Annotated in this window: 18 protein-coding genes; 6 read left to right on the forward strand and 12 right to left on the reverse strand. The window is 70.9% G+C overall.

Translation table 11 applies throughout. The annotated features are described in order from the left end of the window. From ACZ48Z_RS18295 to ACZ48Z_RS18305, 3 genes are all read right to left on the reverse strand, one after another. Nucleotides 1–415, reverse strand: a 415-nt coding sequence (locus ACZ48Z_RS18295) for a chaplin (protein ID WP_468736860.1), incomplete at its 3' end; no start/stop codon positions are given. A gap of 128 nt (nt 416–543) precedes the next feature. Beyond that, complete coding sequence (chpD, locus tag ACZ48Z_RS18300; RefSeq protein ID WP_067432966.1) at nt 544–771, reverse strand: chaplin ChpD; 228 nt, start codon at nt 769–771, stop codon at nt 544–546. Between the two features lie 257 nt (nt 772–1,028). After that, nucleotides 1,029–1,445, reverse strand: a complete 417-nt coding sequence (locus tag ACZ48Z_RS18305; protein WP_468736861.1) for a rodlin — start codon at nt 1,443–1,445, stop codon at nt 1,029–1,031. A 221-nt stretch (nt 1,446–1,666) separates the two neighbouring features. On the opposite strand from ACZ48Z_RS18305, the gene ACZ48Z_RS18310 reads away from it, so the two are divergent. The 3 genes from ACZ48Z_RS18310 to ACZ48Z_RS18320 all read left to right on the forward strand — a co-directional run bounded on the left by ACZ48Z_RS18310 (nt 1,667) and on the right by ACZ48Z_RS18320 (nt 3,722). Further along, a complete protein-coding gene (locus tag ACZ48Z_RS18310) occupies nt 1,667–2,068 on the forward strand; it encodes a rodlin (protein ID WP_468736862.1) in 402 nt (133 codons plus the stop codon). Between the two features lie 106 nt (nt 2,069–2,174). Next, nucleotides 2,175–3,185: an LCP family protein gene (locus ACZ48Z_RS18315; RefSeq protein ID WP_468736887.1), complete on the forward strand. Its 1,011-nt coding sequence runs from the start codon at nt 2,175–2,177 to the stop codon at nt 3,183–3,185. Between the two features lie 126 nt (nt 3,186–3,311). Beyond that, a complete protein-coding gene (locus ACZ48Z_RS18320; RefSeq protein ID WP_468736863.1) occupies nt 3,312–3,722 on the forward strand; it encodes a rodlin in 411 nt (136 codons plus the stop codon). An 80-nt stretch (nt 3,723–3,802) separates the two neighbouring features. Here ACZ48Z_RS18320 and ACZ48Z_RS18325 read toward each other — a convergent pair whose 3' ends face one another. The 9 genes from ACZ48Z_RS18325 to iolC all read right to left on the reverse strand — a co-directional run bounded on the left by ACZ48Z_RS18325 (nt 3,803) and on the right by iolC (nt 17,353). After that, nucleotides 3,803–5,722, reverse strand: a complete 1,920-nt coding sequence (locus ACZ48Z_RS18325) for an AMP-dependent synthetase/ligase (protein WP_468736864.1) — start codon at nt 5,720–5,722, stop codon at nt 3,803–3,805. Nucleotides 5,723–5,795: 73 nt separating this feature from the next. Then, nucleotides 5,796–7,313 (reverse strand): vWA domain-containing protein, encoded by a 1,518-nt coding sequence (locus ACZ48Z_RS18330; RefSeq protein ID WP_468736865.1) that lies wholly within the window; start codon nt 7,311–7,313, stop codon nt 5,796–5,798. 147 nt (nt 7,314–7,460) lie between these two features. Next, nucleotides 7,461–8,327 carry an ABC transporter permease gene (locus tag ACZ48Z_RS18335; protein WP_468736866.1) on the reverse strand — a complete coding sequence of 289 codons (867 nt, stop codon included), beginning with the start codon at nt 8,325–8,327 and terminating at the stop codon, nt 7,461–7,463. Then, on the reverse strand, nt 8,324–10,963 hold the full coding sequence (locus ACZ48Z_RS18340) for an alpha/beta fold hydrolase (protein ID WP_468736867.1): 2,640 nt from the start codon (nt 10,961–10,963) through the stop codon (nt 8,324–8,326). Before ACZ48Z_RS18340 ends, ACZ48Z_RS18335 begins: the two co-directional genes overlap by 4 nt. 342 nt (nt 10,964–11,305) lie before the next feature. Continuing rightward, nucleotides 11,306–12,808, reverse strand: coding sequence for a CoA-acylating methylmalonate-semialdehyde dehydrogenase (mmsA, locus tag ACZ48Z_RS18345; RefSeq protein ID WP_468736868.1), 1,503 nt, complete (start codon nt 12,806–12,808; stop codon nt 11,306–11,308). Between the two features lie 16 nt (nt 12,809–12,824). After that, nucleotides 12,825–14,702: a 3D-(3,5/4)-trihydroxycyclohexane-1,2-dione acylhydrolase (decyclizing) gene (gene iolD, locus ACZ48Z_RS18350; protein WP_468736869.1), complete on the reverse strand. Its 1,878-nt coding sequence runs from the start codon at nt 14,700–14,702 to the stop codon at nt 12,825–12,827. Next, entirely contained in the window at nt 14,699–15,514 is an 816-nt protein-coding gene (gene iolB / locus ACZ48Z_RS18355; RefSeq protein WP_468736870.1) for a 5-deoxy-glucuronate isomerase, read from the reverse strand. The genes iolD and iolB overlap by 4 nt, the downstream gene beginning before the upstream one ends. A 10-nt stretch (nt 15,515–15,524) precedes the next feature. Beyond that, entirely contained in the window at nt 15,525–16,406 is an 882-nt protein-coding gene (locus ACZ48Z_RS18360) for a Cgl0159 family (beta/alpha)8-fold protein (RefSeq protein WP_468736871.1), read from the reverse strand. After that, entirely contained in the window at nt 16,403–17,353 is a 951-nt protein-coding gene (iolC, locus tag ACZ48Z_RS18365; RefSeq protein ID WP_468736872.1) for a 5-dehydro-2-deoxygluconokinase, read from the reverse strand. Before iolC ends, ACZ48Z_RS18360 begins: the two co-directional genes overlap by 4 nt. 131 nt (nt 17,354–17,484) lie before the next feature. Here iolC and ACZ48Z_RS18370 point away from each other — a divergent pair, with 131 nt between their 5' ends. From ACZ48Z_RS18370 to ACZ48Z_RS18380, 3 genes are all read left to right on the forward strand, one after another. Further along, nucleotides 17,485–18,402 carry a sugar phosphate isomerase/epimerase family protein gene (locus tag ACZ48Z_RS18370; protein ID WP_468736873.1) on the forward strand — a complete coding sequence of 306 codons (918 nt, stop codon included), beginning with the start codon at nt 17,485–17,487 and terminating at the stop codon, nt 18,400–18,402. A 117-nt stretch (nt 18,403–18,519) separates the two neighbouring features. After that, a complete protein-coding gene (locus ACZ48Z_RS18375; RefSeq protein WP_468736874.1) occupies nt 18,520–19,470 on the forward strand; it encodes a helix-turn-helix domain-containing protein in 951 nt (316 codons plus the stop codon). Between the two features lie 393 nt (nt 19,471–19,863). Next, nucleotides 19,864–20,064 (forward strand): helix-turn-helix transcriptional regulator, encoded by a 201-nt coding sequence (locus tag ACZ48Z_RS18380; protein ID WP_123989353.1) that lies wholly within the window; start codon nt 19,864–19,866, stop codon nt 20,062–20,064. The last annotated feature ends 100 nt before the right edge of the window (nt 20,065–20,164 follow it).

A 20,164-nucleotide genomic window follows, 5' to 3' on the forward strand; every position in this document is an offset into this window, starting at 1 on the left:
CGGGCGGCGACGTGGGAGGCCCGGTCGGCGGCTTCGTCGGCGGCTTCGTCGGAGGGGTCGTCTCCTCGCCGCAGTCATCGCCATGGCCGCCGTAACCGGCGTCGGAGTCGCAGTCCTCGCCGCCGTAGCCTTGATCGTCGCCGTAGCCGTGACCGTGGGAGCCGTGGCGGCCGTGGGATCCGCTCTTGTGCGGGACCGGGCCGTTCGCGCAGGAGTTGCCGAACGCCGGGTCGAGCGCGGCGATCACGTCCACGGAGTCGCCGCAGGCGTTGACCGGCACCTCCAGCGGCGCCTGCACGGTGTTGCCGGACAGCGCGCCCGGCGAGTCCTTGGCTGCCCCACCCGCATGCGAGCCGGCGATCGCGGGGCTGCCGCACAGGGACAGAATGCTCGTCGCGGCTGCGGCCGCGACCATTCCCTTACTCAGGGTCTGGCGCAATCTCGTTGTCTTCCTGCTTGAAGAAGTGGGAAAAGCCGGCCCCGAACGATTGGAAGACGTCCGGAGCCGGCCATGCACAGCCGGGCGGCTGTTGCGTTACGTCGTCAGTCGTTGACGCAGGTGTTGCCGAACGCCGGGTTCAGCAGGGCGATGACGTTCACGGTGTTGCCGCACACGTTGACGGGCACGTGCACCGGAACCTGAACGACGTTGCCCGAGAGGACACCCGGGGAACCGATGGCGGCACCCTCGGCGCCGGCGTCGGCGAAGGCCGGGGCGGCCATGCCGAGGGCCATGATCGCGCCCGCGACGACAGCAGCGGTCTTCTTCATGAGATTTCCCTTCTCTGCGGTCATGCCTCTATGACGGTCGAAACCGAGCGAGCACAGTCGGAACGGCTCGCACCATGACCTGCAGGCTGTAGAACGAGGGATAGACAGCGGAAGAAACTGCGGAACGTGTGTTGCCGGGTAATTCACTCGAACGCCGTGGATGAAACGCGTCATACGAGTATTCACAAAGGAGATTGACGGTGTATCAGCAAAAAAAATCGCCCGGGCGTTCACCCGGGCGATTTCGTGGCGGCTGATCAGCTGCCGTTGGCACCGTTTCCGGACAGGGCCGAGATGTCGTCCAGGATGTGCGAGGCCGGCTCGTCACCCTTGGCCTGGGTGGAGTTCTCGGCGCACTGCTGGTTCTGCGGGGCCGACAGGACCGGCACGTCCTGGGCCACCCCGACGGCGGCGATGAGACCGACGATGGCCTGGAGGTTCGCCTTCGCGGGCAGGCCCACGCAGAGCTTGTTGACCGAGCTCTGGACCAGCGTGGCCTGCGGGCTCAGGTCACCCTTGGTCATCTGGTTGCCGAACGCGCTGTGAGCACCGTTGCCGCTGGCCGACGTGGTGCCGCTGTCGTTGCCGATGGCAAGCGCCTGCGGAGCCGCTGCCGCCGTGGCACCGATGACGGACGCGGCGATCGCCGCCGAGGCCATTGCCTTCTTCAGCATTTCGCTTTCCTTTCCTGGGCACGGACGCACCGTCCTGCTTCCGCATCAACCGGTGACGGCCCGATTGGTTTCGACCCGTCACCCGAACGGACCGCACGCGACGGCGAGTCGACAAAAGTCGCCTGTGGGCCATCGGAGTGAATGGCAGCAACCAAGCGGCCCCGCGGGAGTTGACCAGAGCGCTCCGGTGGACGGGGTTTCTCCAGAAAGGGACTACTCACGTGATCAAGAAGGTTTTGGCTTCGGCCGCTGTCGCCGCGGCCGTCGTCGGTGCCGCCTCCCCCGCCATGGCCATCGGCAACGACAGCGGCACCACGTCGGCCAGCGGAAACGGTGCTTCGCAGTCGTTCGGCAACTCCGCCACCTACGGCAACATGAGCCCGCAGATGGCCCTCGTCCAGGGCTCGCTCAACAAGCCCTGCATCGGCCTGCCCGCTAAGGCGAACCTGCAGGGCCTCGTCGGCCTCGCCGCCGTCGGTGTCCTCCAGGACGTGCCGATCCTGTCGGCCCCGCAGAACCAGCAGTGTGTCGAGAACTCCACCCAGGCCAAGGGCGACGAGCCGCTGTCGCACATCCTGGACGACATCTCGGCCCTGTCCGGCAACGGCGCCGCCGGCAGCTGAGCTGTGCGCACCATGGGCCGATGAGCCCTGGGGCTGGTTTCTGAGCCCCCGTCAGCGGGCCGCCGTATCAATGGCGGCCCGCTGGCTTATTTTGCGTCGCGTGACGATGAAGAGAACCCTTTCCTCGGTCGTCCTGGCGACCGCCGCCCTGCTGCTGTCGGGCGCCCCCCTTCCCGGCCGGGCCGCCCCCGCTCCGCACGGCACGAACATCCTGCTGATGGGCACGGACGGCCGGGACACCATCTCCGCCGCCGAGAAGCGCGAGTTCCACGCCGGCGGTTTCGCCTGTGACTGCACGGACGTCCTGATGGTGGTTCATGTGTCGGCCCGCCGGGACCGCGTGAGCGTGGTCGCCCTGCCACGGGACTCCTACGCCGACATCCCGCCCCACCGCGACGACGCCACCGGCGAGAAGCGCCCGGCGCGCCCCTCGAAGATCAACGGCGCGTACGCCGAGGGCGGGCCCCTGCTCACCGTCGCCACCGTGGAGTCGATGACCGGGTTGGACTTCGACCACTATCTCCAGGTGGACTTCCGGCGTTTCATCGACGCAGTGAACGAGGTCCACGGTGTCGAGGTGTGCACCGCGCGCCGCCTCAGGGACCCCGCGACCAGGCTCGATCTGAAGCCGGGCACACACCGGCTCGGCGGCGGGCAGGCGTTGCAGTACGTCCGCTCCCGGAAGGTGGACCGGGCGGCCGACCTCGGGCGGATCCAGCGTCAGCAGCGGTTCCTGGTGCAGGCGCTGCGCGGGCTCCAGGCCGAGCGCCTGCTGACCGACCCGGTGGCGACGGCCGGTGTGGTGCGCACACTGCTCGGGTCCGCGCGCGTCGAGCAGGGCTTCGGCGCCGGGGATCTGATGGAACTGGCGGCCGCGCTGCACAAGGTGCCGGCGAGGAACACCGAGTTCGCGACGGTGCCGATCGCCGGATTCAACCCGACCCGGCCGGACATCGGTTCGACGCTGGCCTGGGACCGGGGGAAGGCGGACGCGATGTTCAGGAAGCTGCGCGAGGACCGGCCGTTGCTCAAGGCGAGCGAGCATCCCAAGCCGTACGACCCGCCGCGTATGACGCGTTCCGTCACCGTGCGCGGGAGCGCTTACGCCTGTGACTGAGGGGCGCCCATGGGGCCTGTGCGTGCGCTGGGCCAATCGGGGCAAAGAGCGCAACCCCGACGGGGGTTCGCGCGTTGACGATCATGCAGCTCCTCCCCGGAGTCCGCATTTCGAAAGGGAATGAACATGAAGAAGCTGTGGGCAACCGCCGCTGTCGCCGCCTCCGTCGCCGGTATCGCCGGAGCGGCCGCTCCCCAGGCGCTTGCCATCGGTAACGACCACGGCACCACGTCCGCCAGTGGCAACGGTGCCTCGCAGGAGTTCGGCAACTCGGCCACCTTCGGCGACATGAGCCCGCAGCTCTCGCTGGTCCAGGGATCGCTGAACAAGCCCTGTGTCGGTCTGCCGGCCAAGCTGAACCTGCAGGGCCTCGTCGGCGTCGCCGCCGTCGGTGTGCTCCAGGACGTTCCGGTCCTGTCGGCCCCGCAGAACCAGCAGTGTGTCGAGAACTCCACCCAGGCCAAGGGCGACGAGCCGCTGTCGCACATCCTGGACGACATCTCGGCCCTGTCCGGCAACGGCGCCGTCGGCAGCTGAGCCTCGGGTCCTTCGTGACGGCGGGTCACCGGTCTTCCGGTGGCCCGCCGTTTCGCGTGCCCTGCGGCCGCCGGAGCGCCTCACGTGCGGTAGACGGCCTCGATCTCCTCCGCGTACGTCGCCGTCACCGTGTGCCGCTTGACCTTCAGGGACGGCGTGAGCATGCCGTTGTCCTCGGTGAACTCCCCCTCGACCAGCCGGAAGGCGCGGATCGACTCGGCGCGGGAGACGGCCGCGTTGGCGTGGTCGACGGCCTGCTGGATGTCCGCGCGCAGCCGTTCGTCCCGGACGAGCTCGGCGTGCGGGGTGTCGGCGGGCAGTCCCCGGACCGACAGCCAGTGGGCCATCGCCTCGGGGTCGAGGGTGATCAGGGCGGCGACGAAGGGGCGGTTGTCGCCGACGACGAGGCACTGGCCGACGGGTGCCCGGCTGCGCAGCCGGTCCTCCAGGACGGCCGGGGAGACGTTCTTGCCGCCCGAGGTGACGAGGAGGTCCTTCTTGCGGCCGGTGATGGTGAGATAGCCGTCCTCGTCGAGCGCGCCGAGGTCGCCGGTGGCGAACCAGTCGTCCTTGAGGACGGCGTCGGTGGCCTCCGGGTTGTTCCAGTAGGAGCCGAAGACGACCCCGCCCTTGATGAGGATCTCGCCGTCGTCGGCGATGCGGATCGCGGTGCCCGGGATGGGCTGCCCGACCGTGCCGGGGCGGGGGCCCAGGGGCGGGACGACGGTGGCGGCGGCGCTGGTCTCGGTGAGGCCGTAGCCCTCGTAGATGATGATCCCGGCCGCGGAGAAGAACAGGTTGAGGTCGCGGTCCAGGGGTGAGCCGCCGCTGACGGCGTAGCGCATGCGGCCGCCGAGTTCGGCGCGGATCCGGCGGTAGACCAGCAGGTCGTAAAGGGCCCAGGCGGCGTAGAGGCCGGGGCGTGGGCCGTTGCCGGTCCCCAGGAACTTGTTCAGGTACGCCTCGCCGAAGCGGACGCCGACGCGGTGGGCGCGGTCGAAGGAGGCGGCGCGGCCCATCTTCTCGGCGGTGGCGCGGCCGGTGGCGTGGATCTTCTCGAAGAGGTACGGGACGCCGACGACGAAGGTCGGGCGGAACTCCTTGAGCGCGGGGCGCAGTTCGTCGGGCTTGATGCTGGGGAAGTGGCCGGTCTCGATGCGGGCCATCAGACAGGCGATCTGCAGGGTGCGGCCCATGATGTGGGCGAGCGGGAGGAAGAGGAGGGTCGAGGCGACCTGGTCGGTGACCGCCTCGAAGACGGGGTGGAGCAGTTCGACGGTGTTGGCGGCCTCGGCGTGCAGGTTGGCGTGGGTGAGGACGCAGCCCTTGGGCCGGCCGGTGGTGCCGGAGGTGTAGCAGATCGTGGCGATGGTGTCGGGGGTCAGGGCGGCTCGGCGCTTGCTGACCTCCTCGTCGGGGAGGTCGTGGCCGAGGGCGATGAGGCCGGCGAGTTCTCCGTCGTCCAGCCGCCAGGAGTGGGGCGACTCCTCGTGGCCGGCCGTACCTGCGGCGACGGTGTCCGCGTTCTCGGCGCTCTCCACGATGATGTGCCGGGCGCCGGAGTCGCGGACGATCCATTCCACCTGCTCGGCGGAGGAGGTGGCGTAGACGGGGACGGTCTGGCCGCCGGCCGCCCAGATCGCGAAGTCCAGGACCGTCCATTCGTAGCGGGTGCGGGACATCACGGCGACACGGCCGCCCGGTTCGACACCAGCGGCGATCAACCCCTTGGCCACGGCGGTGACTTCGCGGGCGAACTCCTGGGCGGTGACCGGGCGCCAGCCGTTCTCCTCCTGGCGGCGCAGGATGACGGTGTCGGGGGCCTCGGCCGCGTTGGTGAACGGGAGGTCGGCGATGCTTCCGGTGGTCGGGGGCAGGGCGAGCGGCGGTGTCCGGGCCTCCCGTACGGTTCCGGAGTCGTCCTTGACGACCTCGACGCCGGAGCGACCGGCCAGGTCGGTGCGCTGTTTCGCCCGCTTCAGATCCTTGCGCACGCCCATGCCGGCTCCCCGATCCGCTCTGACTGGGTGGTCAACTTACTCGCAAGTAGGAAAAGGTCAATGGGGCCCGCCGCTACTCCGCGAGGTGCCGGGCCTCCCGGATGGTGTCGGCGAGTTGGCGTACCGCCCTGTCCTCGGTGGTGTCGGCCAAGCGGTCCGCGCGGTCGGCCAGTGCACTCAGGGAGGGGCGGCCGGGGAGCCGACTCCCGCTGTCCCGGAGGGCGTCGGCGAAGTAGGCGGCGACCGCGTCCACCTGGAAGCGGGGGCTCGCGTCCCACAAGGAGCCGTCCAGGGTGTCCAGTTGTCCGGACTCCTCGTGCGGGGCGCGGGTCTTGGGGTCCTGCCAGCGAACGGTCGCGGTGGCGAGGTGGCCGTCGGCGCCGGGTCGGGTGCGGACCGCGTAGAGAGCGGTGACGGTGTGGCCGGGGCCGACCTCGCCGCCGTCCACACGGTCGTCGCGGAAGTCGTCGTCGGCGACGCGGCGGTCGTCGTAGCCGATGAGGCGGAAGGAGGCGACGTTCTCGGGGTCGAAGGCGACCTGGGCCTTGGCGTCGCGGGCCGTGAGGTCGATGTTCTGCGGGAGTTGCTCGCAGAAGACCTTCTCGGCGTCGTCTGCGCCGGAGACGTAGACGGTGTGGCCGTCGCCCTTATCCGCGAGGCGTTCCATCAGGGCGTCGCCGTAGTCGCTGCCGACGCCGACGCCGAAGAGGGTGATGCCGTGTTCGCGGCGGGCGGTGTCGATGCGGTCGAGGATGGAGTCGGGGCTGGTGTCGCCGTCGTTGGCGAGGGCGTCGGAGATGAGGACCACGCGGTTGGTGGCACCCTTGCGCAGGCCTTTGACGGCCGTCCGGTAGCCGGTCTCGACGCCCGCGGCGAGGTTGGTGGAGTACGTCGGTTCCAGACCGTCGATCGCCTTGTGGATCCGGCCGCGGTGGCCGTCCAGGCGGGTCATCGGCAGGACGGTCTCGGCCTGGTCGCTGAAGGTGACGATCGCGACCGAGTCGTCGTCGTGCAGGCGCTCCGTCATCGTGTCGAGGGACTGCTGGGCGAGGTCGAGGCGGCCGGGTTCGGCCATGGAGCCGGAGATGTCGATGACGAAGGTGAGGGCGGCGGGCCGGCGGTCGTCCGGGGCGGCCGGTGCGCCCCTCGTGGCCAGGCCCACGCGGACCAGCGACCAGTCGTCCCGGTCGGTGCGGGCGCCGTCGACGGTGACCGTGAAGCCGTTGCCGTCGGGGCGGTCGTAGTCCTGGCGGAAGCTGTTGACGAATTCCTCGGGCCGGATGGTCGAGGGGTCGGGGCGGCGGCCCTCGGCGAGGGTGCGGCGGGCGTAGCCGTAAGAGGCGGTGTCGACGTCGAGGGCGAAGGTGGAGAGGTAGTCGGGGGACGGGGTGGTGTAGTCGCCGCGGGACTCGTCGGAGTCCGCTTCGCCCTGGGGCTGGTTCGGGGCCGGGAAGCCCGGGTTGTACGAGCCGCCCCTCGCCCCGTCCGCGCTGCTCTTGCCGCCGTCGCCGCTCCCGCTGCAGCCGGTGAGCAGCAGGCCGCCCGCCAGTGTGAGGGCGAGCATCACCTGTCGTGTCCACTGTCGTTCCATCGTCCGTACCCCCTGGGCCTGTTGACGTCGGCTTCTGCGACTGTGACGGCACCGGGGGGCGGAACGTGCGTGACGGAGCGTTGCGGATGGGTCTCGAAGGGGGCACGGCGGGGGCCCGTCGAGACCGGTGGGTGATCCTCCGTTGACCTAGGAGACGACGTCCTTGCGGGCGAAACCCCGGAAGGCCAGGGCGAACAGCACCAGGGCGAGCGTTACCGAAAGGGAGGTGCCCTGGATCATGTCGGACCACTGCAACTTCGGCTGTACGGCGTCCAGCCACGCGTACTGCCAGTGCGAGGGGAGGAAGTCGCGCCAGTCGCCGAGGGCCGTCACCTGGTCGAGCACGTTGCCGACGATGGTCAGGCCGACCGCGCCGCCGACCGCGCCGAGCGGTGCGTCCGTCCGGGTGGAGAGCCAGAACGCCAGGGCGGCGGTGACGAGTTGGGAGACGAAGATGTACGCCACCGTGATCAGCAGGCGTTGGGCCGCGACGCCCGCCTCCAGTGAGCCGCCGGTGGGGAGTTGCAGCGGGCCCCAGCCGTACGCCACCGTGCCGGCCGCGAGGGCGACCAGCGGGAGCAGGAGCATCGCGGCGAGGCTGAGGGTGAGGCCGACGACGAGCTTCGACCAGAGGAGGCGGGCCCTCGGCACGGGGGCCGCGAGCAGGTAGCGCAGGGAGGACCAGCTGGCCTCCGAAGCGACCGTGTCCCCGCAGAACAGCGCCACGGGGACGATCAGCAGGAAGCCCGCGGACGCGAAGAGGTTCACCGCGGCGAAGTTCGGCCCGGACAGGGTGGCCGTGTCCATCAGGTTGACCCCGCTGTTGCCCGAGCCCGGTCCGCCGCCCAGCTGGAAGGCGATCAGCAGGACGAAGGGCAGGGCGGCCAGGATGCCGAACATGACGATGGTGCGGCGGCGCTTCAACTGCCGTACCAGCTCGACCCGGACGGGCAGGGTGCGGCCCGCGCGGTAGCCGTCGGCGACCTCCGCGCGCACGGTCGAGGTGCTGCTCATGCGGAGTCTCCGATCAGGGTGAGGAAGGCGTCTTCGAGGCGGCGGTGCGGCCCCACCGAGGTCACGGGGACCTCCAGGCGGACGAGTTCGGCGACGAGCCGCTGTGCGCTGCCGTCCGCGTCGAGCCGTACGAGCAGGCCGTCGTCGGTGGTGATCGCCGACTCCACGCCCGGCAGGGCCGCCACCTTCTCGGCCACGGGCTCCTCCACCGGTTCGGCCGTGCCGACCAGGAGGGTGTCGCCGGAGCCGACGATCTCGGCGACCGGGCCCGCCTGGACGAGCTGTCCGTGGTCCATCACCACAAGGTGGGTGCAGGACTGCTCGACCTCCGAGAGGAGGTGGCTGGAGACGATGACCGTGCGGCCGGCCGCCGCGTAGCGGATCATCACCTCGCGCATCTCGCGGATCTGCGGCGGGTCGAGGCCGTTGGTCGGCTCGTCGAGGATGAGCAGGTCCGGCATGCCGAGCATGGCCTGGGCGATGGCCAGGCGCTGGCGCATGCCCTGCGAGTAGGTGCGGACCGCGCGGGCCAGGGCGTCACCGAGACCGGCGATCTCCAGCGCCTCGTCCATGTGCGCGTCTTCGGGCGGGCGGCCGGTGGCCTGCCAGTACAGCTCCAGGTTCTCGCGGCCCGACAGGTGCGGGAGGAAACCCGCGCCCTCGACGAACGCGCCGACACGGGAGAGCACGGGGGCGCCCGGTGCGATCGCGTGACCGAAGACGCGGACCTCGCCGCCGTCCGGCTTGATGAGGCCCATCAGCATGCGCAGGGTGGTCGTCTTGCCCGCGCCGTTCGGGCCGAGCAGGCCGAGGACCTGGCCCCTCTCGACGCGGAAGGAGAGGTCGCGGACCGCGTAACGGTCGGCGGACTTGGCGTACCGCTTGCTCAAGTCGGTGATCTGGAGGGGGACTTCGGCCAGCTCCGGGTCGGGGGCGGCGGGGGCCGTCGTACGGCGGCGGCCCGTGGCCACCAGCACGAGGGCGAGCACCGCGCCGGCCAGCGGCAGCCACCACACCCAGGCGGGCAGGGGGGCCTGGGTGTTCTTCTCGCTGAGGGCGGTGGGAACGTGGAGGTCGCCCTTCAGGGAGACGGTGTACGTCGCCGGGGCCGCCGGGGAGGCGTAGCCGAGGTCCGTGGAGGCGAGGACCAGCTTGAGGCGGTGACCGTCGTCGATCTCGTGGTCGATCGCCGGGAGGGTGATGGTGACGTCCTTGCCGGCCTTCGCGCCCTCGACCCTGATGGGCTCGACGAGCTGGGAGGGCAGCGTCTGCCGGCCGTTCGCGCCCACGTCGTAGACCTTGGCGAAGAGGACGGCGTCGTCGCTCGTCGACTTCACGTGGACAGTCACGGTGGGTGAGCCGGTGATCTGGAGGTCGTCCCTGACCGGGGCCGACTCGAACGCGGCGAACTGGCCGGGGAAGTCGAGGGAGACGCCGACGCCGAGGGAGGAGAGCTGGGAGAGGCCTGCGCCGCCGCCGATGCCGGGGAGGGCCGAGATGGCGGGCGGGCTGGCGCCGGCCGGGTTGGTGAAGTCCTGTTGTTCGCGGCGGCCGGTCAGGGCGATCTTGCGGTCGTCGCTCTCCAGGCCCGGGTAGGTGTCGGCGGTGACGCCGGTGAGGCGGGGTTCGCCGTCGCCGGTGCCGGTGCCGAGGGTGCGGGTGACGCGGAAGGCGGGGCCGGTGTCGGCGCCCTTGTCGTCCTGCAGATAGCGGTCGAACCAGTTCGCCACGCGGGACTGGACGCGGCTCGTCTCCATGTCGCCGCCGTCATGTCCGCCCGCGATCCAGTCGACGTCGACGGGGGCGCCGTTCGCGCGGATCGCCTTCGCGGCGGCGTCGGCCTGGTTCAGGGGGAAGAGGGAGTCCGTCTGGCCCTGGACCAGGAGCGTGGGGACCTTGATGTCCTTGCCTACGGCCGACGGGGAGCGCTCCTCCAGCATCTTCTCGGCCTGGGCGTCCGGGGTGCCGGACTCGGCGACGCGCTCGTACATCGCGCAGATCTGCGGCTCGAACTTGGCGCAGCCGCCCGCGCTGTTGACGAAGATGCCGGCCCAGAGCTTCTTGAACACGCCGTTCGGGAACAGGGCGTCCGAGAGGTTCCAGTACGTGATCTCGGGGGCGATGGCATCCACGCGGTGGTCGTATCCGGCAGCGAGGAGGGAGATCGCGCCGCCGTAGCTCGCGCCGGTGACGCCGACTCGGGGGTCGCCGGGCTTGTCGAGCTGGACCTGGGGTTGCTTCGCCAGCCAGTCGATCAGTTTGCTGACGTCGGCGACCTCGGCCTTGGGGTCGTTCAGGCCGACCTTGCCGGTCGACTTGCCGAAGCCGCGGGCGGACCAGGTGAGGACCGCGTAGCCGTCCCTGGCCAGATCCTGGGCCTGTTGGCGTACGTCGTCCTTGCTGCCGCCGAAGCCGTGGCCTATGAGGACCGCGGGGCGCTTCTCGGCGCCGGGCGTCGTGAAGTACGAGGTGTCGATCTGCACACCGTCGATGGACATGAGCTGGTCCGCGCGGTGCACCGCAGGGGGGTCGTCGGAGGCGGCTGCTGTCCATGTCCCGGCGGCTGCGGCGAGGACGACGGCGGAGGCCGTGGCGGCGATCCACCGCTTCGGCCTCCGGGGGCGTCGAAGATCCATGCTTCAACGGTACGGGGTGAAACTGTCGGGGACTTGTCTACCGAGGGTTGAACTCGTCGCCATCCTGGGGGTGGAGGGGGGTCCGTGGCGTACAGCGGGTGCGGTATGGCTACGAGCTCGGTCTCGTCCGTACAGATGCCGGGTGCGGGTGGTTCGTGGTTGCTCGCGCAGTTCCCCGCGCCCCTGAAAAGCAGGGGCTGCGCCCCGCTTTTATCGGCCCGCAGGGCCGTGTCTTTCAGGGGCGCGGGGAACTGCGCGACAAGCCACAACGCACCCGCGCCCGCCGACGCACCCGGACCCCCGAGCTCGCGCGCGGGGATCCTGTGCGGCTCAGCGGAGCGCCTAGTGGTTGCGCGGGAAGCCCAGGTCGACGCCCGTGGGGCCGTCGGCCGGGTCGGGCCAGCGGGTGGTGACGACCTTGCCGCGGGTGTAGAAGTGCGTGCCGTCGTTGCCGTAGATGTGGTGGTCGCCGAAGAGCGAGTCCTTCCAGCCACCGAAGGAGTGGTAGCCGACGGGGACCGGGATCGGGACGTTCACGCCGACCATGCCGGCCTCGACCTCCAGCTGGAAGCGACGGGCGGCGCCGCCGTCCCGGGTGAAGATCGCGGTGCCGTTGCCGAAGGGCGAGGCGTTGATCAGCGCGATGCCGTCGTCGTAGGTGTCGACGCGCAGCACGGTCAGGACCGGGCCGAAGATCTCGTCCTGGTACGCCTTGGCGGTGGTCGGGACCTTGTCGAGGAGCGAGATGCCGATCCAGTGGCCGTCCTCGAAGCCCTCGACCGTGTAGCCGGAGCCGTCCAGGACGACCTCGCAGCCCTCGGCCGCCGCGCCGGTGACGTAGGACGCCACCTTGTCGCGGTGGACCTTGGTGATGAGCGGACCCATCTCGGAGGCCGGGTCGTTGCCGGGGCCGATCTTGATCTTCTCGGCGCGCTCGCGGATCTTGTCGACCAACTCGTCGCCGATGGAGCCGACCGCGACGACGGCGGAGATCGCCATGCAGCGCTCGCCCGCCGAGCCGTAGGCGGCGGAGACGGCCGCGTCGGCGGCGGCGTCCAGGTCGGCGTCCGGGAGGACCAGCATGTGGTTCTTGGCGCCGCCCAGGGCCTGGACGCGCTTGCCGTTCGCGGAGGCGGTGGTGTGGATGTAGCGGGCGATCGGGGTCGAGCCGACGAAGGAGACGGCCTTGACGTCCGGGTGCTCCAGGAGGCGGTCGACGGCCACCTTGTCGCCGTGGACGATGTTGAAGACGCCGTCGGGCAGACCGGCCTCGGCGAGCAGTTCGGCGATCTTGAGGGAGGCCGACGGGTCCTTCTCGGACGGCTTGAGGACGAAGGTGTTGCCGGTCGCGATGGCGATCGGGAACATCCACATCGGGACCATCGCCGGGAAGTTGAACGGCGTGATGCCCGCGACGACACCGAGCGGCTGGCGGATCGAGGCGACGTCGACGCGGCTGGCGACCTCGGTCGACAGCTCGCCCTTCAGCTGCACGGTGATCCCGCACGCCAGGTCGACGATCTCCAGGCCGCGCGCGACCTCGCCGAGCGCGTCGGAGTGCACCTTGCCGTGCTCGGCGGTGATCAGCTCGGCGATCGCGTCCCGGTTCGCCTCCAGGAGCGCCCGGAAGCGGAACAGGATGGTGGTCCGCTTGGCGAGCGAGGAGGTACCCCAGGTCTGGAACGCGTCCTTGGCGGCGGCGACCGCGGCGTCGACCTCGTCGACCGACGCGAACGCGACCTTCGTGGTGACCGCGCCGGTGGCCGGGTCGGTGACCGGCCCGTAGTTGCCCGACGCGCCTTCGACGGTCTTGCCGCCGATCCAGTGGTTGACGATCTTCGTCATGACCGAGTACTCCTTTTCACAGATGGCGGCGTCGGGTTGAGACGTGCCGTTCGTACAGCTCTCGGGCCTTCACCGCGGACGGTCGGGTCGCGGTCTCGGCCACAGGTACATCCCACCAGGCCTGCGCCGGAGGCGGCCCCGACACTGTGTCGGCCGTTTCGGTCTCGACGTAGACACATGTGGGAGTGTCGGCGGCCCGCGCCTCTTCGAGTGCGGCGCGCAGGTCTCGCACGGTCTTCGCGCGCAGCACGCGCATACCGAGGCTGGCCACGTTGGCGGCCAGGTCCACGGGCAGCGGGGCCCCCGTGTAGGTGCCGTCCTCGGACTGGTAGCGGTACGCGGTGCCGAACCGCTCGCCGCCGACCGACTCGGACAGGCCGCCGATGGAGGCGTAGCCGTGGTTCTGGATCAGGAGGAGCTTGATCGCGATGCCCTCCTGTACGGCCGTGACGATCTCCGTCGGCATCATCAGGTAGGTGCCGTCGCCGACCAGCGCCCAGACGTTGCGGTCGGGAGCGGCCATCTTCACACCGATCGCGGCCGGGATCTCGTAGCCCATGCAGGAGTAGCCGTACTCCAGGTGGTACTGGTCCCTCGACCGGGCGCGCCACAGCTTGTGCAGGTCTCCGGGGAGGGAGCCGGCCGCGTTGATGATGATGTCCGACTCGTCGGCCAGGGCGTCCAGGGCGCCGAGGACCTGTGGCTGGGTCGGCCTGATGTCGGGCTCTTCGGCCTCGTAGCAGGCGTCGACGCGCTGCTCCCAGCGCTCCTTGTCGAGCGTGTACTCGTCGACGTACGTGTCGCTGACGCGGTGGGCGTGCGTCCGCAGTGCGCCGGTGAGATCCGTCAGGGCGCTGCGGGCGTCCGCGACCAGCGGCAGGCCGGCGAGCTTGTGGCCGTCGTAGGGCGCGATGTTGAGGTTGAGGAAGCGGACGCCGTCGGCGGCGAACAGCGTGCCGGAGGCCGTCGTGAAGTCGGTCCATCGGGTGCCGACGCCGATCACCAGGTCGGCCTGGCGGGCCAGTTCGTCGGCGGTGGCGGTGCCGGTGTGGCCGACGGCGCCGACGTCCTGGGGATGGTCGTGGCGCAGGGAGCCCTTGCCGGCCTGGGTGGAGGCGACCGGGATGCCGGTGCTCGAAGCGAACTCGGCGAGGGCCTCTTCGGCGCGGCTGTGGTGGACTCCGCCGCCGGCGACGATCAGGGGGCGCTGGGCCGACCTGATCACCCTTACCGCTTCGGCGAGTTCGGCGGGATCGGCACCCGGGCGTCGTACGGCCCAGGTGCGCTCGGCGAAGAACTCCTCGGGCCAGTCGTACGCCTCGGCCTGCACGTCCTGCGGGAGGGCGAGGGTGACGGCGCCGGTCTCGACGGGGTCGGTGAGGACCCGCATGGCCTGCAGGGCCGCCGGGATCAGGGCCTCCGGCCGCATGACGCGGTCGAAGTACCTGGACACCGGGCGCAGGCTGTCGTTGACGCTGATGTCGCCCGCGTACGGCACTTCGAGTTGCTGGAGGACCGGGTCGGCGGCGCGGGTGGCGAAGATGTCACCGGGCAGGAGCAGGACCGGGAGGTGGTTGACGGTCGCGAGGGCGGCGCCCGTCACGAGGTTGGTGGCGCCGGGGCCGATGGAGGTCGTCACGGCGTGTGCGGAGAGGCGGTTCGACTGACGTGCGTAGCCCACGGCCGCGTGCACCATGGACTGCTCGTTGCGGCCCTGGTGGAACGGCATGTCGTCGGCGTACTCGACGAGCGCCTGGCCGAGGCCCGCGACGTTCCCGTGGCCGAAGATGCCCCAGGTCGCGGCGATCGAACGCTGCCGTATGCCGTCGCGTTCGGTGTATTGGGCGGCGAGGAAGCGGACCAGCGCTTGCGCGACGGTCAGGCGGATCGTCATCGGTACCCCTCGGTGTGGTCCGGGTGGAAGCAGATCCGCCACTCCCGCGTCTCGCCCGGCCCCGCCATGACGTTCAGGTAGTACATGTCGTGACCGGGCTGGGCGACGGACGGCCCGTGCCATCCGTCGGGGACGAGGACGGCGTCGCCGGAGCGGACCTCGGCGAGGACGTCGGATCCGCCCTCCCGGGAGGGAGATACGCGCTGATAGCCGAAACCGTTCGGGCCGTCGATCTCGAAGTAGTAGATCTCCTCCAACTCGGCTTCCACGCCGGGCCGGTTCTCGTCGTGCTTGTGCGGCGGGTACGAGGACCAGTTGCCGCCGGGGGTGATCACCTCGACGGCGATGAGCTTGTCGCAGTCGAAGGCGTCGGCGGAGGCGAAGTTGCGCACGTGCCGCAACTGCGTGCCGCTGCCGCGGTCTTCGACGGGGACCTCCGGCGCGGGGCCGTAGCGGGCGGGGAGTCGTCGCTCGCACTTCGCTCCTGCCAGGGCGAAGCGGCCTCCCGCGCCGGAGGCGATCGATGCCTGGGCGTCCCGGGGCACGTACGCGAAGTCCGAGACTCCGGCGAACACGCTTTCCCGGCCCAGGAGTTGGAACTTGTTTCCGTCTGCTTCCACCGTGCAGCCGCCTTCCAGCGGAAGCACGATCCACTCGCTGTCACCGGTGGTGAAGGTGTGCGTGCCACCGGGTGCCAGCTCGACGATGCGCAGGCTGCTGTGGGTCCAGCCGGCCCGCTTGGGGTCGATGTCCACGGCGTACTGGGCGTTTGCGGAGCCGCCCTTGGGGACGTACAGCTCGTTCTGTGTCATGCGGCGGCCCTCACAGCAGTCCTACGGCGGTGTCCACGGCGGCGGCCACGTCGCCGTCCGCCGGGTACAGCAGCGAACGGCCGACCACCAGACCGCGCACGGTGGGGAGTTGGAGGGCGCCGCGCCACTTCTCGTACGCGCCGTCCTGGTCGTCGCCGACCTCGCCGCCCAGCAGGACCGCGGGCAGCGTGGAGGTCGCCATGACGTCGGCCATGTCGTCGGGGTTGTCGGTGACGGGCACCTTGAGCCAGGTGTAGGCCGAACTCCCGCCGAGTCCCGACGCGATGGCGATGGACCTGGTGACGGCCTCGGCGGAGAGGTCGTTCCTGACCTTGCCCTCGGTGGTGCGGCCGCTGATGAACGGCTCGACGAAGACAGGGAGCCGGCGGGCGGCCATGTCGTCGATCGCGCGGGCCGTGGACTCCAGCGTGGTGAGGGAGCCCGGGTCGTCGTAGTCGATCCGCAGGAGCAGCTTGCCGGCGTCGAAGCCGAGGCGCTCGATGTCCTCGGGGCGGTGGCCGGTGAAGCGGTCGTCGAGCTCGAAGCTCGCACCCTGGAGACCGCCGCGGTTCATCGAGCCCATGACGACCTTGCCGTCGAGGGCGCCGAGGAGGACCAGGTCGTCCAGGATGTCGGCGGTGGCGAGGACGCCGTCGACGCCGGGGCGGGAGAGCGCCAGGCAGAGGCGTTCGAGCAGGTCGACGCGGTTGGCCATGGCGAACTTGTCGGCGCCGACCCCGAGGGCCCCGCGGGCCGGGTGGTCTGCGGCGACGATCATCAGGCGGCCGCTCGCGCCCAGGAGCGGCCTGCGGGTACGGCGGGCCGCCGCCTCGGCGACGGCCTCGGGGTGTTCGGCGCGCAGGCGGACGAGTTCCGCGATGTCGACGGTCACTTGACGGCTCCTGCGGCGATCGCGGCTTCGATCTCGTCGGTCGTCGGCATCGCCGAACTGCATTCCAGGCGGGAGGCGACGATGGCCCCGGCCGCGTTGGCGTGGCGCATGATCTTCTCCAGGTCCCAGCCTTCGAGCAGGCCGTGACACAGGGAGCCGCCGAAGGCGTCGCCGGCGCCGAGACCGTTGAGGACGTTCACGGGCAGCGGCGGGACCTCCGCGGACTCGCCCTTGCTGTTGACGGCGAGGACACCCTTGGGGCCCTGCTTGACGACGGCCAGCTCGACCCCGGCGTCCAGCAGGGCGCGGGCGGCGGCATGCGGCTCGCGCACTCCGGTCGCGACCTCGACCTCGTCGAGGTTGCCGACGGCGACGGTGGTGTGGCGCAGGGCCTCTTCGTAGAAGGGGCGGGCCGCGGCCGGATCGTTCCAGAACATCGGGCGCCAGTCCAGGTCGAAGACCGTGGTGCCGGCCTTCGCGCGGTGGGCGAGGGCCGCGAGCGTCGCCGTACGGCTGGGCTCCTCGCTCAGGCCGGTGCCGGTGACCCAGAAGATGCTCGCCTCGCGCAGGGCGTCGAGGTCGAGCTCGTGGGCGTCGATCTCCAGGTCGGGGGCCTTGGGCTGCCGGTAGAAGTACAGCGGGAAGTCGTCCGGCGGGAAGACCTCGCAGAAGGTGACCGGGGTCGGCAGGCCGGGGACCGGGGTGACCCAGCGGTCGTCCACGCCGAAGCCCTGGAGGGCCTCGTGCAGATAGGTGCCGAAGGGGTCGTCACCGGTGCGGGAGATCACCGCGGTCCGCCGTCCCAGGCGTGCCGCGGCGACCGCGACGTTCGTCGCCGATCCTCCGAGGAACTTGCCGAAGGACGTCACCTGCGGCAGCGGGACACCGGTCTGGAGTGGATACAGGTCCACACCGATCCGCCCCATGGTGATCAGGTCGTACGCCATCGGCTTCCCTTCGTACCTGCGTCGGCTCTCCCGGCGTTTGTAGTCCCGGACGGCGAGCCCTGTCAATGTTTTGTCCAGACATTCTGACGAGAGCTTGACAGCGCTTGCTGTCCGAACCGAAGCTGACCGGCATGACGTCGTTGTCGCCTCAGCCCTCACTGTCCCGCATCCGGATCGGGTCGGCTCCCGACTCGTGGGGTGTGTGGTTCCCCGACGACCCCCAGCAGGTCCCCTGGCAGCGCTTCCTCGACGAGGTCGCGGATTCCGGTTACGAGTGGATCGAGCTGGGGCCGTACGGGTATCTGCCGACCGATCCCGCGGTCCTCACCGAAGAGGTGAACCGCCGGGGCCTGAAGGTGTCCGCGGGCACCGTCTTCACCGGCCTCCACCACGGCGAGGCCGTGTGGGAGAAGACCTGGGCCCATGTCGCCGACAACGCGGTGCTCGCGCAGGCGATGGGGGCGAAGCACCTGGTCGTGATCCCGTCGTTCTGGCGGGACGACAAGACCGGTGAGGTCCTGGAATCGGACACCCTGACGCCCGAGCAGTGGCGGAACCTGTCCTCGCTGACCGAGCGGCTCGGACAGCGGGTGCGGGAGGAGTACGGGCTCCAGATCGTCGTCCACCCGCATGCCGACACCCACATCGACAGCGAGGAGAACGTCGTCCGGTTCCTGGACGCCACGGACTCCTCCCTCGTGTCACTGTGCCTGGACACCGGGCACTACGCGTACTGCGGCGGCGACAGCGTCAAGCTGATCGAGACGTACGGGTCGCGGATCGGGTATCTGCACCTCAAGCAGGTGGACCCGGAGATCCTCGCGGACGTGCGCGCCAAGGGGACGCCGTTCGGGCCCGCTGTGGCGCAGGGTGTGATGTGTGAGCCGCCCTCGGGCGTGCCGGCACTCGGTCCCGTCCTGGAGGCGGCCCAGAAGCTGGACGTGGATCTGTTCGCGATCGTCGAGCAGGACATGTACCCGTGCGAGCCGGACAAGCCGCTGCCTATTGCCCAGCGGACTCGGGCGTTCCTGAGGTCCTGCGGAGCGTAGTTCTTCGGCTGCGGGCCGGTGGGGGCTTGTCGCGCCCACGCGGCGGAGCGGCATATCGAAACAGCCCCGCGCCCCTAAAGGGTGTTGCTCCGGCCCGTCGGCTGAAAAGCTGGCGCGATGGTGTTGGTCCGTACCGGGCGTGGGCCCGGTGGGTTCTGGGAGTTCGCCCTTGGCTCGCCGCACCCCCGGCTGCGGCCCGGGGTGCTCAGCTATCGCGGGATCCGGCTTGCCATGGACCGGCCCCGGCGGCGTCTGGAGACGCCGGTCGGGGCCGCGACCCTGCTGCTCGGGTTCGAGCAGCCCGTACGGATCACCCGGGCCGGGCAGCCCCCCGAGACCCTCGTCTCCGTGTTCTGCGGGCCCACGACCACACCCGCCGTCGGCGAGCACGGCGGACGCCTGGCCGGTGTCGAGGTGATGCTGGCTCCGTGGGCCGCCTTCACGCTCTTCGGCACCCCTCTGCACGAACTCGCCAATCGGACCGTCGACCCCGACGCACTCCCCCATGCCCTGGACCGACGGGTCGGTGAACTCGCCGGTGCGCTGGCCGCGTTGCCGTCCTGGGAGGAACGGTTCCGGCTGCTCGACGACGTGTTCGCGCGCTGGTGGGACACCGGCACCCCCTGTTCGCCCGGCGTGGTGCGGGCGTGGGAGGAGCTAGTGCGGACGGGCGGCGCCATGCCGGTGCGGCAGCTCGCCGCGGAGGTGGGCTGGAGCGTGCGGCACCTGGAGAACCGGTTCCGGGAGCAGATCGGGCTGGGGCCCAAGGCGGCGGCGAGAGTTCTGCGGTTGCAGCGGGCCCGGCGGCTGCTCGCCGCGGGACGCGGGCAGGCGGAGACCGCGGCGGCCTGCGGGTTCTACGACCAGGCGCACCTGAGCGGTGAGTTCAGGGCGATGACCGGGTGCACGCCGCGCGAGTTCACGACGGCCCGGCGGCTGCCGTTCGCCGCCGCGCCGCCCGGCGACCGGATGAGCGGGGAGGCGACGAGCCTGGTCCTGGCCTCCGGCACGCCCTCCGAGGCGTCGAAACCCGGTGCGGATTTCTCCAAGACCAGCGGGCTCGCCTGACTGCACGCTGTGCGCGTCCGGCCGGTTGCCCCGGGAAGCGACCCGGGGAGCGGGGGAACCGGCGGGCCGAGGGGGAACCGGCGGGCCGGGCCCGGCGCAGCGGGTTCGGCCCGCCCTGGGCGGGGTCGCCGGAGACCGGGGACGGGCCCGATGTCAACGCGCCGCGCCCTCACGCCCGCGTGCGCCATTGCGTCACCTCTGTCACAAACACCACCTCCGTGTCACACATGTCGCGTGTACGCGGGTTGCGCGTCACACCCGGTACACAGGCCCTGACCGAAGGTCACCAGGTGTCGTTCACGAGGGCACAGGCTTTGTGATCGCCAGCGCAGCACCCGGTACCCCCGACGACCGTTCCCGGCCGCCGCCGCGGTGCGCGCGAGGAGGTGCACCATGACCGACCGAAGGCTCTGGTCGTACAAGGAGATCGCGGCGCACATCCGTGTGCAGCCGGACACCGTGCGGTCGTACCGCAAGCACGGGCTGCTGCCGCCGCCCGACCACGTCGAGGGCGGCAAGCCCTTCTGGTACGCGGACACCGTGCGCACCTGGGTCGCGTCCAGGCCGGGCAACCGGGGGCGCAGAGAGGACTGACGGCCGGGCCCGGGGGGGGGGGGGGGGGGGGGGGGGGGGGGGGGGGGGGGGGGGGGGGGGGGGGGGGGGGGGGGGGGGGGGGGGGGGGGGGGGGGGGGGG

The sequence above is a fragment of the Streptomyces sp. NPDC031225 genome, from assembly GCF_055570355.1.

Bases quoted from the DNA above. Each gene is read 5' to 3' on its own strand.
- ACZ48Z_RS18380 (WP_123989353.1), top strand. From the start codon at position 19,864: ATGACCGACCGAAGGCTCTGGTCGTACAAGGAGATCGCGGCGCACATC.
- ACZ48Z_RS18340 (WP_468736867.1), bottom strand. From the start codon at position 10,963: ATGGATCTTCGACGCCCCCGGAGGCCGAAGCGGTGGATCGCCGCCACG.
- ACZ48Z_RS18320 (WP_468736863.1), top strand. From the start codon at position 3,312: ATGAAGAAGCTGTGGGCAACCGCCGCTGTCGCCGCCTCCGTCGCCGGT.
- ACZ48Z_RS18335 (WP_468736866.1), bottom strand. From the start codon at position 8,327: ATGAGCAGCACCTCGACCGTGCGCGCGGAGGTCGCCGACGGCTACCGC.
- ACZ48Z_RS18305 (WP_468736861.1), bottom strand. From the start codon at position 1,445: ATGCTGAAGAAGGCAATGGCCTCGGCGGCGATCGCCGCGTCCGTCATC.
- ACZ48Z_RS18325 (WP_468736864.1), bottom strand. From the start codon at position 5,722: ATGGGCGTGCGCAAGGATCTGAAGCGGGCGAAACAGCGCACCGACCTG.
- iolC (WP_468736872.1), bottom strand. From the start codon at position 17,353: ATGGCGTACGACCTGATCACCATGGGGCGGATCGGTGTGGACCTGTAT.
- iolB (WP_468736870.1), bottom strand. From the start codon at position 15,514: ATGACACAGAACGAGCTGTACGTCCCCAAGGGCGGCTCCGCAAACGCC.
- ACZ48Z_RS18375 (WP_468736874.1), top strand. From the start codon at position 18,520: ATGGTGTTGGTCCGTACCGGGCGTGGGCCCGGTGGGTTCTGGGAGTTC.
- mmsA (WP_468736868.1), bottom strand. From the start codon at position 12,808: ATGACGAAGATCGTCAACCACTGGATCGGCGGCAAGACCGTCGAAGGC.
- ACZ48Z_RS18315 (WP_468736887.1), top strand. From the start codon at position 2,175: ATGAAGAGAACCCTTTCCTCGGTCGTCCTGGCGACCGCCGCCCTGCTG.
- chpD (WP_067432966.1), bottom strand. From the start codon at position 771: ATGAAGAAGACCGCTGCTGTCGTCGCGGGCGCGATCATGGCCCTCGGC.
- ACZ48Z_RS18370 (WP_468736873.1), top strand. From the start codon at position 17,485: ATGACGTCGTTGTCGCCTCAGCCCTCACTGTCCCGCATCCGGATCGGG.
- ACZ48Z_RS18330 (WP_468736865.1), bottom strand. From the start codon at position 7,313: ATGGAACGACAGTGGACACGACAGGTGATGCTCGCCCTCACACTGGCG.
- iolD (WP_468736869.1), bottom strand. From the start codon at position 14,702: ATGACGATCCGCCTGACCGTCGCGCAAGCGCTGGTCCGCTTCCTCGCC.